Consider the following 15,459-nt stretch of genomic DNA (forward strand, 5'->3'; position numbering starts at 1 on the left):
GGCAGGCGGGGGAGGCGGGAGACACCGGGGATGCCGGGGACGCCGGGGATGCCGGGGACGCGGGGGAGTCCGCCGCCAGCCGGCCCAGCAGCACCCGGTGTTCGGCGACCGTCAGCCGCTGCCCGGAGGACGGGAGCAGCTGCGGGATGCCGTCGACGATCGGATAGCGCAGCCGCAGTCGCGGGTTGTAGAGGGCGTCGTCCGGGACCACCAGGGCGAGCGGTCCCTTGTCGAGCGGACAGACCAGGAGCTTCAGCAGCGGGTCGTCGGGCGTCATGACGCGGTCACTTCCTCGGTCGGGGTCGTGGGGTCCTGGGGGCCGTCGGGCCGTCGGGGTCATCGAGGCGGGGCGGCGCGAGGTCGTGGCCGCCGGGCGGCCCGCCCGGCCGTCCCGGCCCGTCCCGGCGCCTTGACCGCGTGCACCAGCAGGATCGAGGCGAGCGACGGCACCCGGCAGGCGGCTCGGTCCAGCGCCCGGAGCGGGCGCGGCACTCCGTGGAAGGGCGCGCCGGTCAGCGTGACGACCGTGAAGCCGGAGGCGGCGAGGAAGCCGCGCAGCGCGCGGGAGGTGAACAGCCGCAGATGGCCGACCACCTCGCGGCCGGGGCGGCCGTGCACCGCGCGCATGCTCACCTCCGAGAACACCGGCTGGACCCCGGCGAGCAGCAGCGCGCGGTTGTACCAGGCGGCCAGGTTCGGTGTGGACAGCAGCAGATGGCCCCCGGGCCGCAGCACCCGGCGCAGCTCGTCCAGCGCCGCGTCCGGCTCCACCAGGTGCTCCACCACCTCGCTGAACAGCACCGCGTCCACGCTGCCGGCCGCGAACGGGAGGCCGGCGCCGGACAGTTCGCCGCGGACGACATCGGGCAGCCGGTGCGCGGCACGGCGCAGCGCGTCCTGCGACCAGTCGACGCCGATCACCCGATGACCGGCGAGCAGGGGCAGCGCCAGGGCCGCCGCCGAACCGTCCCCGCAGCCGACGTCCAGCACCACGGCCGGGTCCGCCCGTCGTGTCGGCCCGAGGGCGCGGGCGAGCAGCAGCGCCTGTCGGCGGCTCCGCTCGACGCCGGAGGCGACGGGCACCGTCGGGTCCTCGTAGAAGGCCCGCAGCTCGCTTCCCGCCGTGGCCGCGGCCGCGTTCGCGTTCGCGTTCGCGTTCGCGTACGCGGAGACGGGGACGGAGGCGGCGGCGTGGGCTTGGTCGGAGCCGGAGAGCGACCGGGAGCGGGTCATGACGCCTCCTCAGCGGTCGGGGCCTGGAGCGGTGGCCGCGGCCGTCGTGGCAGCGCCGGCTTCGGCTCGGGCGTCGGTGGTGTGGTCGCGGCCGCCGTGGCGGCCAGTGACCGGGCGAAGAGCGCCGCCAGCTCGTCGCCGGCCGCGTCGTCGAGGACCGCGCGGGACCAGCGCAGCCCCAGGTGCAGCCGGCCACCGGTCGAGGCGCAGGTGAAGGTCACCCCTCGCGACGGGCGGGTCGGCGCCGAGAGCCATACGGCGGTGGCGCGCCCGGCGTCGCCGAAGTCCAGCGGGTCGGGGAGCCGGCCGAGGTTGCTCAGCAGGGTGGTGGCGGTCCACGGCGCCGCCACCCGGCGCAGCCCGCGCGTGACCGCCGCGCGGAGCCCCACCGGCAGCACGGGCGCGGTGAGCAGCGCGCCCGCCCGTCCGAGCTGTGGTCCCGAGGCGGCCTTGAGGGCACGGGTGCGCGCGGCGGTGTACTCCAGCAGCCGCGCCACCGCCGCCGGGTCCGGCCGCTCGGCGGACAGCAGCGCCGCGTCCGTCCGCTCTCCCGGCCCGAAGCCCACCTCCACCAGGCGGGTGCCGTTGCCGATCGGCAGCTCGACGGCCCCGCGCGGGCGGTCGTCCACCGGCATGGTGATCCGTACGGGGCGGGGCGGCCGGCCGTGTAGCCGGTTCCAGCGGGCGATCGTCAGGCAGGTGGCCACCAGCAGCTGGTCGTTGACGGTGGGCACGACGGCGCCCGCGGCGCCGGTGGAGCGCGAGCGGGCCGCCGGCCGGGGCGGCAGCGGCAGGTCGGCCAGGAACAGGCCGTTGCCCGCGGCGCCGGGGGTGCGCGTGTCCGCGGCGACCCGGGCCGGTCGGGTCAGGCGGCGCGAGGGCGCCGGCGGAAGGGCCCTCGGCGTACGGGGCGGGGGCGCGGACGCGGGTGCGGGTGCGGGTGCCGGTGTGGGGACGGGTGCGGTACGCGGCGCGGACGGCGGACCGGACACGGCGCGCGGCTCGTGGGCGGCACACGGCCCGGGGGCGGCGGGCCGCGGGGCCGGGAGGTGCGCCGCCGTCCGGCCGGCGCCGTACAGCGCGGCGGCCGTGGCCAGCACCCGCAGGCAGGACGGTCCGTCGAGGGCCGTGTGATTGATCGTCAGCAGCAGCACGGACCCGGTCTCCCCGGGGCCCGGGGAGACCAGCTCCAGCCGGACGGGCGGCGACACAGCCAGCGGCGGGCAGTGCGCCACCGCGCGGGCCCGCGCCAGGGCGAGTGCCCGCGGGCCCGGCGGCGCGCAGCGGACCGGGTCGACGTCCGGCTCCCCGGTCCGCTCCCACACGTACCGCAGCCGCCACCAGCCGCCCGGCGCCTCCCGCACCAGGATTCCCGGATGCCGGCGCAGCGCCTCGTGGAAGGCCGCCCGCAGCCGGGCCGGGTCCAGCCGCCCCGGCAGGTGCACCTCGATGTGGACGTTCTCGGGGTCGTCGTCCCGCTGGCAGTGACGGGAGACCTCGTCGACGGTGGGGAAGGGGAACCGGTCATCGCGCGGGGCGCGATGACCGCGGTCCCGTGCCGCGGCCCGGAACGATCCGGTGGAACGCTCCGCGGTCATCCTCCGGCCTCCTCTCCGACGGGCGCCCGCCGGGGCTTCCTCTCCGGGGTGCGGTCCGGAGCGGTACGAGCGGGCTCCGCGGCTTGTTCCCCGTCGTCGACGCGTCCGGCCCCGGCGCGTCCGCCTACGGCGCGTCCGGCCGTGGCGTGTCCGGCCACGGCGCCTCCGGCCTCGGCGTGTCCGGCCGCGGCGCCTCCAGTCACGGCGTGTCCCGCTGCGGCGCCTCCGGCCCGGGTGCCTCCGGCCCGGGTGCCTCCGGCCCGGGTGCCTCCGGCCCACGTGGCGTGTCTGGCCACGGCGCATCCGGCCTCGGCGCGTCCCGCCGCGGCGCGTTCGGCCGTGGCGCCTCCGCTCACGGCGCGTTCGGCCACGGCGCCTCCGGCCTCGGCGTGTCCGGCCGCGGCGCCTCCAGTCACGGCGTGTCCCGCTGCGGCGCCTCCGGCCCGGGCGCCTCCGGCCCGGGTGCCTCCGGCCCACGTGGCGTGTCCGGCCTCGGCGTGTCCGGCCGTGGCGCCTCCGGCCTCGGCGTGTCCCGCCGCGGCGCCTCCGGCCGCAGCGCCTGCGGCCTCGGCGTGGCTGTCGCCGGCGGTGTGCTGCTCGGTGTGCTGCCCGGTGAGGTCTCCGGCCGGCGCTCGCCGAAGGCCGCCGAGCCGGGCCCGTCGCCCGCGTCGGCTGGGCCGCGGGTCGCGGTCCGGGACGGTGATCCGCTCCGTAAGCCGTGCCCCGTCCCCCGTTCCGCTCCGGTTCCGCGATCGGCCCCGGTCCCTCGATCGGTCCGCGTCCTGCTCTCCGACTCCTTCCCGCTTCCGGTCCGCGGCCCCCTCGGCCCCGTCGCCGCTGGCCCCGTCGCCGCCCGGCCCGGCGGTGCCGTCTCCGGCGGGCGTGGGTCGGGGCGCCTTCCGGGCGACCCACTGACGCCATCGGCCGTGCCACGGATCGCGGTCCGGGGCGGAACGGGGCGGGAGGGGTCGCGTCAACCGCGCGGTGTCGCCGTCCGGGTCGTCTCCGTCGGCGCCGTCCGCGGCCGCGCCCGCTCGGGCGCCGCCGCCCTCGCCGAGGCCGGGGCCGCTACCGATGCCGGTGTCGACGCCGTCCTCGTCGGGGCTGTCCTCGCCCTTCGGTGACCGGGGCCATCCGGTGCCGGCCGGGACCGTGACCACGGCGGCCGCCAACGCGAGCAGTGCGAGCAGTTGGGCCAGCGCGCTGAACGGCCCCTCGTCGAGCGAGAACGGCTCGCCCGCCCCCGTGGCCGCCGTGACACCCGCCCCCGCCATGGCCGCCAGGGCCACCAGCGGAAGCAGCCCGGGGCGCCGGTGGGCGAGGGGCGCCAGCACGAGCACGACCAGGGCGAGCGGACCGGCGACGAGGATGAGCACCACGGTGAGCGCCGCCACGCCGAGCAGCCAACCCGGTTCGGGCGGTGCGTCCTCGGCCGGTGGGTCGGTCGCCGTCGTCCCCACGACCGCCGCCATCGTTCCCGATCCCGTTCCCGATCCCGTTCCTGTTCCCGATCCCGTCCCCGTCCGCGTTCCCGTCTCCATCCCCGTCTCCGGCGTCATCGCCGTCGTCCCCGTCTCCGGCGTCCCCACCGGCGCGGGCGGCGGTTGCGCGCCCGCCGTCGGCGCGCCCTCGGGCGCCCGGCGCCGGACGAGGCCGAGGCCGAGCAGCACCACGAGGCCCGCCGCGCCGCCCAGCAGTCCCGCCTGGTAGGTCGTCGCGGGCTCGTAGGTGAGGGTGACGGTGCCGCCGGAGCCGGCGGGGATGAGGAAGCCCTGCTGCCAGCCGTCGATGCGCAGCGGGGTGAGGCGGCGGCCGTCGAGCCGGGCGGTCCAGCCGCGGTTCTCGTTCTCGTACGTCTGGAGGTAGACGGCCGGACCGGCGCCGACGGTGAGCTGGCGCCGGTCGCCCGCCCAGTCGCGCGCCGTGAGGGCGCGCGGGGCGGTGGTGGACGGCGGTTCGGGGGTGCCGCGGCGCAGGGTGACGTCGGTGAGCGCCAGCGGGCCCGCGTCCCCCGCCTCCACCCGGTGGCGGCCGGCGGGCAGTCGCAGGGTGGCGTCGTCGTCGGTGCCGGCCTGGCACAGCTCGACCCGGACCGGGCGGCGCTCGGTCAGGTCCCGCACCAGTCCGGACGCCCGGGTGGCGTGCAGGGTGCCGTCGACGGCGAGGAGCGGGCCGCTACCGCAGGGGAGCGAGAAGCGGGCGCGGGGCGCGGGCGGCTTGGCGCGCAGGTCGGCCAGGGCGGGGACATGGATCTCGCTGAGCCCGACCGGCAGTTGCAGCTGCCGCCCGGCGAGCGGGTTGTGCAGGGTCAGCGGCGCGACCTTGCTGAAGGTGAGGGAGAGCCGGTCGGTCACGATGGGGTCGAAGCGCGCCCGCCCCAGCTCGTCCACCCCGGCGGTGGCGGCGCCGTCCGGCGAGTTGACGATGACCTCGGTGGGGCGGGTGGAGACGCCGCCCGCCGCGGCGAGGACGATCTCGTCGATCTCCCGCTTCTTGGGCCAGCTCAGGTGCACCACCGGCGCGTTCCCGGCGATCCACGCGGTGGTGAGGTCGCCGTCGACGAGGTTGCGGGCGCTGAGCGCGGGCCCGGCGTGGCCGGTGGACTCGGCCGTGACGTCGATGCGGCCGCGGCCGCGGCCGGGGGCCACGCGGTCCAGCAGCCGGTCCAGCTCCGGGCCGGGGACCGCGCGGGCCAGGCCCGAGACCGTGTGGTCGGCGGCGGCCGGGGTGCGGAACTGGCGGTGCAGGCCCAACTCCGCCGAGGCCGGCGACAGCCCGCCGGGGTCGCTGCCCCGGTGCAGCGAGACGACGTCCGCCGCGGCCTCCGTGCGACCGGCCGCGGCCTCCGTGCGACCCGTCGCGGACTCCGCGCGGTCCGCGTCGGTCGGCAGCGCCAGCAGCCGCGACACCTGGAGCCCCTCCACCGTCACCTCGGAGAAGCCCGCGCCGGACAGCCCGGGGCCGGCCCGCTGCGCGCCGGTGATGGTGAGCTTCAGCCACTTCGCCGGCCCCGGCGGGGCCTTGACCGGCTGCGGCAGACCGGTGGGCTGCAGCGGGCTGTCGGCCGCGCCGCGGTCGGTCTCCACCCGTACGGAGGTGGGCGCGGCCCGCAGTCCGTCGCCGGGCAGCGGGGTCACCTGGATCGCCTCGGGCACGGCGAGCGCCTGGGTGAAGTCGACGCGCACCCACTGGCCGGTCGCGTCGCCCGCGCTGCCCTCGGCCCAGGCGGTCCGCGGGTCGCCGTCGAAGGCGTGCACCGGGTCGTACTGCGGCAGGTGGAACAGCCAGTTGCCGCTGCTGGAGGCGGTCACCGAGGCGGCGCCGCGCAGCACCGCCGTCGTCTGGTGGGCGGCGCCGGTGATCGGCAGGATCTGGTGCGGTCGCTCGCCCGGGTTCTGCACGCTGTCCGGGTGGTTCCGCTCCCGTGGACCGTAGGTGTACGAGGTGTTGGTGTTGACCAGCCCGAACCGGGTGTCCGCACGGCGCAGCCCGTCGGCGACCGCCTGGAGCGGGGGCGCGCCGAGCCCCGGATGCCGGTCGCCGGTGAGCACGGTGGCCCGGTCGCGCAGCGTCGGGTCGGTGCCGGAGAGCTGGAGCAGCGCCTCGGGCCCGCCGCTGACGACGGCCGTGTCCGCCACCGCCCGGACCGCCGCCGGGCCCGGCCGTGGCGCGCCGGTGGGCTCGTAGACCTCCACCGCCCGCTGGCGCGGGAAGAGGCCCTGGATCTGCACCGGGGTGTCCTCGGGGATCCGGCCGCCGGTCAGCACCGGGCCGAAGGCGGCCGCGCGCCGGTAGCCGGACTCCTCCAGGGTGCGGCGGACGGTCTGCGGCGGCACATAGCCGATCTGGTCCGGGTCGAGGTCGTTGCGGACGACGACCGTGTACAGCCCCGCCCGCAGCAGGAAGTCGCGCAGCCCCGGCACCGCGCCGCCGCTGGTCAGCGCCTGCTCCACGGCGTCCATGGCGCGCCGCGAGCCGGGGGTGCCGAAGGGGACGTAGTCGCGCTGCGCCCAGCGTGACCCGGCCAGCACGTCCAGCGGCTGGTCGATGGGGGAGCCCCAGGTGTAGAGGCCGTGCGCGGTGGCGGGCACCACCAGGGCGCGGCTGTCGGGGGAGTGGTCCCGCAGCCAGTCCGCGGTCTGCTCCCAGTGCGTGGGCAGTCTGTCGAACGGGCCGGGCTGGAGCACCGTGCCGTTCAGGTACGGCCAGGCGAGGCCGGGCAGGACGACGGCGGCGGTCACCGCCGGAAGCAGTCGGCGGCCTCCGGGGACCGACCGCGGGCCGCGCTCGCCGGCCGCGACGCCCACCAGGTGGGTCAGTCCGAGGGCGAGCGCCAGCGCCAGCCCCGGCTGGAACTTGTAGACGTTGCGGAACGGCGCCAGCCAGCCGTTGAGCCACTCCCGCACGGTGTCGTGGAAGGGCGCGCCGAACTCCCCGCCGTATCCGGCCAGCGTGATCGCCGCCACGGTCAGCACGGTCAGCAGCAGCCAGCGCCGCTCCGGCAGATCGCGGCGGGCCAGCCCGGCCAGGCCGAGCGCGGCGGCCGTCGCCGAGGCCAGGACGGCCACGGTGGAGGTGGCGACGGTCCAGCCGCCGGGCAGCCACGCCTCACCGAAGTGCAGATACGCGATCCAGTTGCCCGCGCCGCGCAGCAGCTCGGTCGCGGACATGGTGGCGGTGGTGGCCTCCGAACGCTCCACGTACGGCATGAAGTTCTCGCCGTAGACGCCGAGCAGCAGCAGCGGCACCACCCACCAGGCCGTCGCCAGCAGCACCCCCGGGATCCACCAGCCCAGCAGGGCGCGCCGGTGTCCGCCCGCCGGGCGGCTGAGCAGGTAGAGGCCCACCGGCAGCAGCGCGGCGAGGGTGGCTGCGGCGTTCACCCCGCCCATGAAGGGGATCAGCAGCGCGGAGCGTGCGGCGGCGAGCCGCGGGGAGAAGAGGCGCGCGGCGCTTGCGTCGGCGGGGCGGATCAGCGGCAGCAGTACCCACGGCAGGGCCGCGCCGGGCAGCGCGGCCGCCGAGGTCGACCCGATGACCGCGGTGAAGGTCGGCCACAGCGCGTACGCCAGGGCGCCCAGCGGCCGGGTGGCCGGCGAGCCGATCCGCAGCCGCTCCGCCAGCCGCAGCGCGCCCCAGAACGCCGCCGCCACGATCAGCGACAGCCACAGCCGTTCGGCCAGCCACACCGGCAGATGCAGCAGATGGGCGAGGGCGTAGTAGGGCAGCATCGGGAACGCGTAGCCGATGTACTGGTCGGCGAGGCCGCCGAAGCCCGCGCGGTCGTGCCACAGGTCCCCGAGGTCCGCGAGGAACCCGAACGGGTCGACGGCCACGGCCAGCTTGGTGTCGAAGGCCATCTTGCCCGGCGCCTGGGCCACGAAGCCGACGAAGGCCGCCGCCCACACCCCCAGCAGCCAGGTCCGCTTGCGGTGGGCGGGGTGTGCGGGGCGCGTGGGGATCATGAGGACCGCCTCAGGATCAGAAGGAGGTTCCAGGTGGCCACCTCGCGCAGGCCCGGCACCCGCGTGACGGCCGCCGCCCAGAAGGGCCAGTAGCGGGAGCGGGCCGCGAGCACGGTCACGTCGTCACGGCCCCGGACGTGCCGCAGGGTGGGGCCGACATGCACGCGGAAGAGGTTCTCGCCGACGGTGTGCTTGGGCGGGCGGCCGGTACGGCGGCGATAGCGGGCGCCGGCCCGCTCGGCGCCCAGGTAGTGCCACGGCGCCGTCTCGTGACCGCCCCACGGCGAGAGCCAGTTGGTGAACGAGAGGTAGATCAGCCCGCCGGGGCGGGTGACCCGGACCAGTTCGCTGAGGAACGTGCGGGGATCGGCCACGTGCTCCAGCACGTTCGAGGCGAAGCAGACGTCCGCCACGCCGTCGGCCAGCGGCAGCAGATAGCCGTCGGCGCGCACCGCCCAGCCGGGGGCGCTGTCGCGGACCGCCCCGTGGGCGGCGCGCAGCTCGCCCGGGTCGGGCTCGAAGAGGTAGCAGCGGGCGCCGCGCCGCCGGAACTCGCGGGTGAAGTGCCCGCCGCCCCCGCCGACGTCGACGACCAGCCGGCCGCGCAGCGGCCCGTAGCGCTCCAACTGCCCCGCCGCGTCCCGGGCGAGCAGCCCGTAGCAGTGCTCCGGGTCGCTCTGCTCGCGCCGGAACGCGTGGAAGAGGGCGAGCGAGCGGCGCAGTGAGGGGTCCCGCACGACCGCTCACCGGCCTGCTCTCGTGGTCGCCGTGGTCGCCCGTGCGTGGGCCTCGACGGCCGCGGCCCGGAAGCCGCGCACGGTGGCGCTCCAGCGGAACCGCTCGGCGCGCAGCCGGGCGGCGCGGCCGAGGCTCTCCCGGCGCTCCGCGCTGAGGGCCAGGGCGCACCAGGCGGCGGCGAAGGAGCTCTCGCCCCGGGCCAGCACCCCGGTGACGCCGGGTTCGACCGAGTCGCGCAGGCCGGGGATGTCGAAGCCGACGGCGGGGGTGGCGCGGGCGGCGGCCTCCATGACGGCCAGCCCCCAGCCCTCGACGGCGGAGGGGTGCAGCAGCAGCCACGCCCGGCACAGGAGCCGGTGCTTGAGCTCCTCGTCGACATGGCCGGCGAAGCGCACCCCGGGGCCGGCGAGGGCGGTCAGCCGCTCGCGCTCGGGGCCGTCGCCGAGGATGACCAGCCGCCCGCCGGTGACCGGCCGGACCCGCTCCCACAGCCGCAGCAGCAGGTCGATCCGCTTGTACTCCACCAGCCGGCCCAGCGCCACGAAGAGCGGCTCCTCGGCCTTGGGGAGCAGCGGGCCGGGCGCGGCCACGCCGTTGTGCACGATCCGTATCCGCTCGCGGGCCACGCCCAGGGAGCGCAGCGCGCCGGCGGTGGAGCCGGAGACGGCGACCATGAGGCTGTCGCGATGGGCGCCGGCCAGCGCCCAGTGCTCCAGCCGCCGGCCGAGGCGGGCCGCGGGCGCGGGCAGCCGCATCGACCACAGGCTGGTGTGCACGTGGTTGACCAGACAGAGGGTGGGGCCGTGGTGCCACAGCGGGGCGAGGTAGGGCAGGCCGTCGCAGACCTCGACCAGCAGGTCGCAGCCGCCGACCCGGCGGGCGAAGGCGTGCGGGGTGCGCAGATAGCCGCCGAGCTCCCCGAGGCCGGCGGCGCGGGTGCGGCCGCCGGCGGACACCACCCGGTAGCCGCGGCCGACCCCCGCCGGGCCGGCGCACACCAGCGTGACCTGGTGCCCGGCGGCCGCCAGCCCCTCGGCGACGCGCCCCACCAGCAGCTCGGAGCCGCCGGCCGCCGGATCGCCGAGGCCGCGGCGGGCGAGGAAGACGATGCGGTGGGGGCCGTGCGGACGGTGGTGCGCGGCGGGGACGGCGTCGTACGGGATGTGCGGGTCGTACACGTCCTGTGAGCCGTACGGCTCGTGCGGGTGCTGCGAGGTGTGCGAGGCGTGCGCGTGGTGGGCGGCGTGCGGACCGAGCGCGTTCTGGGGCGTGTGCACGTCGTGCGGGTCGTGGGCGTCCCGTGGGGCACGCGGTGGGGGCGCGCCGTACGGGACCTTCGCGCTGGACGGGGTGGGGGAGGAGGCGGTGGGGGACGGTCGTGCGTGCTGGGGCATGGGTGCTCCAACTCGTCTCTGAGGGCGGAGACTTGTGAGGGGGGCGAGCCGACCGGGCGGTGCTCATGGGGGAGCCAGTGTTCGCCGACTTGTTCGCGCCGGGCTACTCACCGGATTGACAAATCCCGCCCATCGGAGGGCCGGAGGTTCGTCATCATGCTCAGGATCGACCGGCCGGCGGTCGCCCTCGCACCACCAGCCCCATCCCCGCCGCGGCCAGAACCACCCCGGTGGCCAGCGCGGACAGCGGCGCCGTCACGCCGACCAGCTCCAGTCGGTCGTTGTCGTCGCGGGCCAGCGCCACCTGGCCGCGCTGGGTCTTCTCGGTGAACTCCAACCCCTCGCCGCGCAGCAGGACCACCTTGTCGCGACTGCCGCCGGGCGCCCGCAGCGTCAGCCGGGGCGAGATCCTGGCGTTGATGATGCGGCCCGTGCGTCGGTCGGCCACCAGCTCGATGCCGCTGTTGGCGTACCACTCCTCGGCCTGGACCTGCCCCTGTCGGGCCCGCCCCACCAGCCGCCCCGGCACCTGGCGGGAGCCGACCTCGGTGGGGCGCACGGACCCGGTGAAGCGGTAGCCCTGGTGGCCCTGGACCCTCACCACACCGGCGAAACGGAGCGGCACGGTGGACCCGAGCGTGCTGTCCCACCAGCTGTAGGTCCGCTTCTGCACATCGAAGGGGAACTTCAGGTACGCCTCCCCCTGGAACGGTGTCGGTCGCTCGCCGCAGCAGTGCACCGGCGCGTTGGTGCGGCGGTCGGTCACCCAGCGTTCGACGGTCCACCGCAGCGACCTGCGCGGGTCCTTCAACGCGAGCGTCTGGGGGCTGTCGATGGTGGTGGACACGTCCCAGACGGCGCGGCCGCTGCGCTCGCTGTCGCGCACGTCGCCCAGCACATGGCGGGTGACGGTGAGCCGCTGGCCGTCCTTGACCGCCACCTCGGCGGTGTCGAAGTAGCTGCCGGGGCCGGTGAAGACCGTGGTCACATCGGTGTCGGTGGGTGTGCGCTGGGCCCGTGGCGCCACGTACCAGGCGAGCATCGGCGCGAGCACCAGCAGAAAGGTGCCGAGGCCGAGGACGGCCAGGGAGAACGGCGACGCGGTGCGCGAGCCGGGGTGCGGGCGGGAGTGGGAGCGAGGGCGGGTGCGGCGCATGGCGGGCACTCCGATCGGGGGGCCGAGGACTGCGGGGCCTCGGGGCGGCTGAGGGTGCCTTTAGGGCCGGGACCGTAGACGGAGACTTGACGAAGTGTCAATTACACTTTCATTCTGAGGAGTTACCGGAACCGGGCCGGTGCGCAGCCAGATGGAAGGGGCTCACCGCGCCATGCCCAGACTCCTCGCCGCCGCCGCGACGGCCGTCGTCGCCGCGGCCCTCGCCGTCGCCGCCGCCTTCGGACTCGTCGCCGTGCTCGACGCCACGCCCGAGCAACCGAACGTCCCGCTGGTCACCTTCCCCACCGCCGCCCCCGACCCGGACGCCGACGAGCGCGCCGGGGCGGGCGAGGGCGGTGACCGTACGCCGCCCGACGGCGGCTCGCGCGGGGAGCGCGGGGCGGACCCCGGAACCGGGGAGCGCTGAGATGCCGCCGCCGCGCTCCGCCTGGCGGGACGTGCCCGAGGAGCGGGTGCGCGGCTTCGCCGAACGGTCCCTCGCCGAGGTGCCCGTGCTCGCCGAGGACATCCTCCGCGAGATCCGCCGCGAGTACCCCAATCTGCCCTTCACCCCGGACGAGAACGGCGAGCCCATGGCGCTGGTCGCCATCCGGCGCGCCCTGGAGCACTTCGTCCGGCACATCGCCTCCGACGCCGGCCGCCCCCATGACCACCCCCGGGTCTTCCAGGAGTTCGGCCGCGGGCAGGTGCTGCGCGGCCGCAGTCTGGACTCGCTCCAGGCGATGTACCGGCTCGGGGTGCGCCTCGCCTGGCGCAGGCTGGCCGAGATCGGGCAGCAGCTCGACATCCCGGCGCCCGCGATGTACGAGCTGGCCGAGACCGGTTTCGAGTACCTGGACGGGCTGGTCGCCCAGTCGATGCGCGGCTACGCCGAGGCCGCCGCGCGGCAGGCCGGGGAACGCCTGCGGCTGCAACGCCGGCTGCTGGACCTGCTGTTGGCGGAGAACCCGCGCCGGAGCCCGGCCGCCGCCACCGAGGCGCTCGCCGAGCGCGCCGCCCGGATCGGCTGGCCGCTGCCGGAGCGGGTCGCCGTCGCCGTGCTGCTGCGGCCCGCGCGGGAGGCGCTGGCGCCCGCCGTGGGCCGGCATGTGCTGCTCGACATGGAGTGCGAGCAGCCGCGCATGGTGGTGCCGGACCCGGAGGAGGCGGGCCGCCCCGAGCTGCTGCGCCGGGCCACCGTCGGCTGGTCGGGGGCGCTCGGACCGCCGGTGCCGCTCACCGAGGCGGCCAAGTCGCTGCGTTGGGCCGAGGCGGCGGTTCGGCTGATGGAGCGTGGGCTGCTGCCCGCGGATGAGGTGCTGCACTGCACCGAGCACACCGAGGCGCTGGTGCTGCTGCCGCCGGAGGAACTGATCGACGCGCTGGCCCGACGCCGGCTGGCGCCGTTGGAGCGCTGCGGCCCCACCCACGGCCGCAGGCTCGCCGAGACGCTGCTGGCCTGGTTGGAGACGCGCGGCGGGGCGCCGGAGGTGGCCGCGCGGCTGGGCGTGCACCCACAGACCGTGCGCTACCGGCTGCGCCAGATTCGGGAGCTGTGGGGCGCCGAAGTAGACGATCCGGACAGCCGGTTCGAGCTGGAGCTGGTGCTGCGGGCGCGGCGGCTCCGGGGCGAACTGACCGGATCGGCGGAACGGGTGTCAGACGAGTGGTCCAGGCCATTGCCGGGGGAAGCCGGCTGTGCATAGCCTGAGTCCCGTATTCCGGATAACGCCCGGAATATCGAACGGGCTGTCGGCGCTCTTGTCGGAGGTACGGACGCGTACCCGTGCCCTCTCAGCCCATTCTCGGCAGCACTCGACATTCGAAAGAAAAGGGGTAGGCGAGCGACATGGGACGCCTGGTGCCCGCGGTGGCCCGAGCTCTGGACATCCTGGAGCTCTTCCTCGACGGCGATGAGACGCTCTCCGCCCCCGAGATCACCCGCAAGCTCTCACTGCCCCGCACCACCGTCCACGAGCTGGTGACCACGCTCACCGCCCGCTCGTATCTGACGCGTGTGCCGGAGGCCCCCGGCCGCTACCGCCTCGGGGTGCGCACACACCAGCTCGGTGGGCGGTACGCCGAGCAGTTGGACCTGGCCGCGGAGGGGCGGCAGGTGGCCCGGGGCGTGGCGGAGAGCTGCGACGAGACGGTGCACATCGCCGTCCTCGAAGGCGCCGACATCATCTCGATCGCCAAGGTCGACAGCTCGCACGCCGTCCGCATGGTCGCCACCGTCGGCCGGCCGCTGCCCGCGCACTGCACGGCGGCCGGCAAGGTGCTGCTGGCCGCCCTCCCCGACGCCGAGCTCTCCGCCCGGCTCCCGGAGGACCGGCCGCTGTCCGCGCTGACCCGGTTCAGCAACACCGACGTCGGGGTGTTGCGCCGCCAGCTGGACACGGTTCGGCTGCGCGGTGTCGCGGTCGACGAGCGCGAGGCGGACCCGGAGGTCAGCTGCGTGGCGGCGCCCGTCCGGGACTCGGCCGGGCAGGTGGTGGCGGCGCTGAGCATCTCGGTGCCGACCATCCGCTGGAACCGTGAGCGTGAGACGCAGCTGGCGGCGCTCGCCGCCGAGGGCGCCGGGGAGCTGTCGGTCCGGCTGGGCCACCAGCGCCGCGAGGCGTCCGAGCGGGTCCCCGGCCGCCGAGGCCCGGTGGACGGGGCGTCACTCCGCGAGGGGTGGGGCTCCGCAACGGGGGTCGTGCGGCAGGGGCCGATGGGAGTGTCCCGCGGAGTGGAGCACGAGCCGGCGGGGTCGTCGAGCCGAGCGCCCGGAAGGCGGTGAGCGGCGGCTGCTCCGTCGGGGCCCGGAGGGACTGAGCGGGCCTTCCACCGAGGGCCGGAGGGGCTGAGCAGGCCGTTCCAACGAGGCGCGGAAGGGGTGAGTGGGCCCTTCCATCCGGGGCGCGGAAGGGGTGAGCGGGCCGTTCCATCCGGGCGCGGAAGGGATGAGCGGAGGCCGTTCCTCCACACGATCCTCACAGGTGGCCGGTTTCCTCCGCCCCAGGGGTCACATAATCTGCCGGGCGAAATGGACTACTGCCCTCCGTGCCGACGGCACCTCAACGGCGCGCTCTCCTGCCCCGGGTGCGGCACCCCCGCCGCGGAACTCTCCGCGCCCTCCGACGAGTCCGGCCCGGCCACCGCGTCGCTGCCGGCCCTCGCCGAGGACCCGTGGTCGGCGCGTCGCGCCTCCCGCAAGAAGCCGCGCCCGGTACGCGAGGCCGGTCGCTCCCGACGGGCCCGGCGCGGCCCGCGGCGCCGGATCGCGGTGCTGGCGGCGGCGCTGGGCCCGGTGCTCGCGGCGGTGTTCGTCGCGGAGCTGGCCACCGAGGGCAGCCTCTTCCGTGATCCCGCCCCACGCCCCGCCCGCGAACAGCCGGTGGCCGACCGCAGCCCCCACGGCGGGGTGTCGGGTGAGTCGGGCGCCGACGCGGTGGATCCGGCCGCCGGACCGTCCTCGGGTGGCGTCGAGGAGAGTGGCCCGGCCGGTGCCGGCGCGACGGACCCGGCCGAGAAGGACGCCGAGCCCGGTGAGGACGCTCGTGACGGCGCGGCGGAGGCGGACGGCGAGAGCCGGGACGGTGTTGACGGCGCGGCGGACGAGGCGGCTCCGGGTGAGACGGCGGGCGGCGCCGCGGAGGTGACCGCACCGACCGCGGGCGGCGCCTCCGGCACCCCCTCCGGCGGCGGCTCCGCCCCGGCGCCCACCACCTCGGGCGGCGGCTCCGGCCCGGCCAAGCCGTCCGACCGGCCCTCGCACCCGGTTCCGTCGCCGAGCCAGAAGCCGTCCCTCGAGCCGGTGCCGGAACCCGAGCCGACGTGCGACCAGTTCCTGTGGTGGTGCACCTAGGACCCGCGGGTCCCCGCGTGCC

8 protein-coding genes and 2 pseudogenes are annotated in these 15,459 nt (G+C 76.8%); 4 read left to right on the forward strand and 6 right to left on the reverse strand.

The window, feature by feature from the left end:
* Positions 1 to 336: 336 nt before the first annotated feature.
* The 6 genes and pseudogenes from LRS74_RS23785 to LRS74_RS23810 form a co-directional block, all read right to left on the reverse strand.
* Positions 337 to 1,233: a class I SAM-dependent methyltransferase gene (locus LRS74_RS23785; protein WP_277742921.1), complete on the reverse strand. Its 897-nt coding sequence runs from the start codon at positions 1,231 to 1,233 to the stop codon at positions 337 to 339.
* Positions 1,230 to 2,831 carry a condensation protein gene (locus LRS74_RS23790; RefSeq protein WP_277742922.1) on the reverse strand — a complete coding sequence of 534 codons (1,602 nt, stop codon included), beginning with the start codon at positions 2,829 to 2,831 and terminating at the stop codon, positions 1,230 to 1,232. Before LRS74_RS23790 ends, LRS74_RS23785 begins: the two co-directional genes overlap by 4 nt.
* A 1,631-nt stretch (positions 2,832 to 4,462) precedes the next feature.
* Positions 4,463 to 8,296 (reverse strand): annotated as a pseudogene (locus LRS74_RS23795) (alpha-(1->3)-arabinofuranosyltransferase family protein); the annotation flags it as partial.
* Positions 8,293 to 9,033: a class I SAM-dependent methyltransferase gene (locus LRS74_RS23800; protein WP_277742923.1), complete on the reverse strand. Its 741-nt coding sequence runs from the start codon at positions 9,031 to 9,033 to the stop codon at positions 8,293 to 8,295. The gene LRS74_RS23800 and the pseudogene LRS74_RS23795, both read right to left, overlap by 4 nt.
* Positions 9,034 to 9,039: 6 nt before the next feature.
* Positions 9,040 to 10,428 carry a glycosyltransferase family 4 protein gene (locus tag LRS74_RS23805; RefSeq protein WP_277742924.1) on the reverse strand — a complete coding sequence of 463 codons (1,389 nt, stop codon included), beginning with the start codon at positions 10,426 to 10,428 and terminating at the stop codon, positions 9,040 to 9,042.
* A 160-nt stretch (positions 10,429 to 10,588) separates the two neighbouring features.
* Positions 10,589 to 11,584, reverse strand: coding sequence for a DUF3068 domain-containing protein (locus LRS74_RS23810; RefSeq protein WP_277742925.1), 996 nt, complete (start codon positions 11,582 to 11,584; stop codon positions 10,589 to 10,591).
* A gap of 172 nt (positions 11,585 to 11,756) precedes the next feature.
* Here LRS74_RS23810 and LRS74_RS23815 point away from each other — a divergent pair, with 172 nt between their 5' ends.
* From LRS74_RS23815 to LRS74_RS23830, 4 genes and pseudogenes are all read left to right on the forward strand, one after another.
* Complete coding sequence (locus LRS74_RS23815) at positions 11,757 to 12,011, forward strand: hypothetical protein (protein ID WP_277745055.1); 255 nt, start codon at positions 11,757 to 11,759, stop codon at positions 12,009 to 12,011.
* Between the two features lies 1 nt (position 12,012).
* Positions 12,013 to 13,290, forward strand: a complete 1,278-nt coding sequence (locus LRS74_RS23820) for a helix-turn-helix domain-containing protein (RefSeq protein ID WP_277742926.1) — start codon at positions 12,013 to 12,015, stop codon at positions 13,288 to 13,290.
* A 143-nt stretch (positions 13,291 to 13,433) separates the two neighbouring features.
* Positions 13,434 to 14,204 (forward strand): annotated as a pseudogene (locus tag LRS74_RS23825) (IclR family transcriptional regulator); the annotation flags it as partial.
* Positions 14,205 to 14,615: 411 nt separating this feature from the next.
* Positions 14,616 to 15,437 (forward strand): hypothetical protein, encoded by an 822-nt coding sequence (locus tag LRS74_RS23830; protein WP_277742927.1) that lies wholly within the window; start codon positions 14,616 to 14,618, stop codon positions 15,435 to 15,437.
* Positions 15,438 to 15,459 lie beyond the last annotated feature (22 nt).

The sequence above is a fragment of the Streptomyces sp. LX-29 genome (genome assembly GCF_029541745.1).
Taxonomy (GTDB): domain Bacteria; phylum Actinomycetota; class Actinomycetes; order Streptomycetales; family Streptomycetaceae; genus Streptomyces.

Excerpts from the sequence above, each read along its gene's own strand:
- LRS74_RS23785 (WP_277742921.1), bottom strand. The coding sequence starts at position 1,233 with ATGACCCGCTCCCGGTCGCTCTCCGGCTCCGACCAAGCCCACGCCGCC.
- LRS74_RS23790 (WP_277742922.1), bottom strand. The coding sequence starts at position 2,831 with ATGACCGCGGAGCGTTCCACCGGATCGTTCCGGGCCGCGGCACGGGAC.
- LRS74_RS23805 (WP_277742924.1), bottom strand. The coding sequence starts at position 10,428 with ATGCCCCAGCACGCACGACCGTCCCCCACCGCCTCCTCCCCCACCCCG.
- LRS74_RS23810 (WP_277742925.1), bottom strand. The coding sequence starts at position 11,584 with ATGCGCCGCACCCGCCCTCGCTCCCACTCCCGCCCGCACCCCGGCTCG.
- LRS74_RS23815 (WP_277745055.1), top strand. The coding sequence starts at position 11,757 with ATGCCCAGACTCCTCGCCGCCGCCGCGACGGCCGTCGTCGCCGCGGCC.
- LRS74_RS23820 (WP_277742926.1), top strand. The coding sequence starts at position 12,013 with ATGCCGCCGCCGCGCTCCGCCTGGCGGGACGTGCCCGAGGAGCGGGTG.
- LRS74_RS23830 (WP_277742927.1), top strand. The coding sequence starts at position 14,616 with ATGGACTACTGCCCTCCGTGCCGACGGCACCTCAACGGCGCGCTCTCC.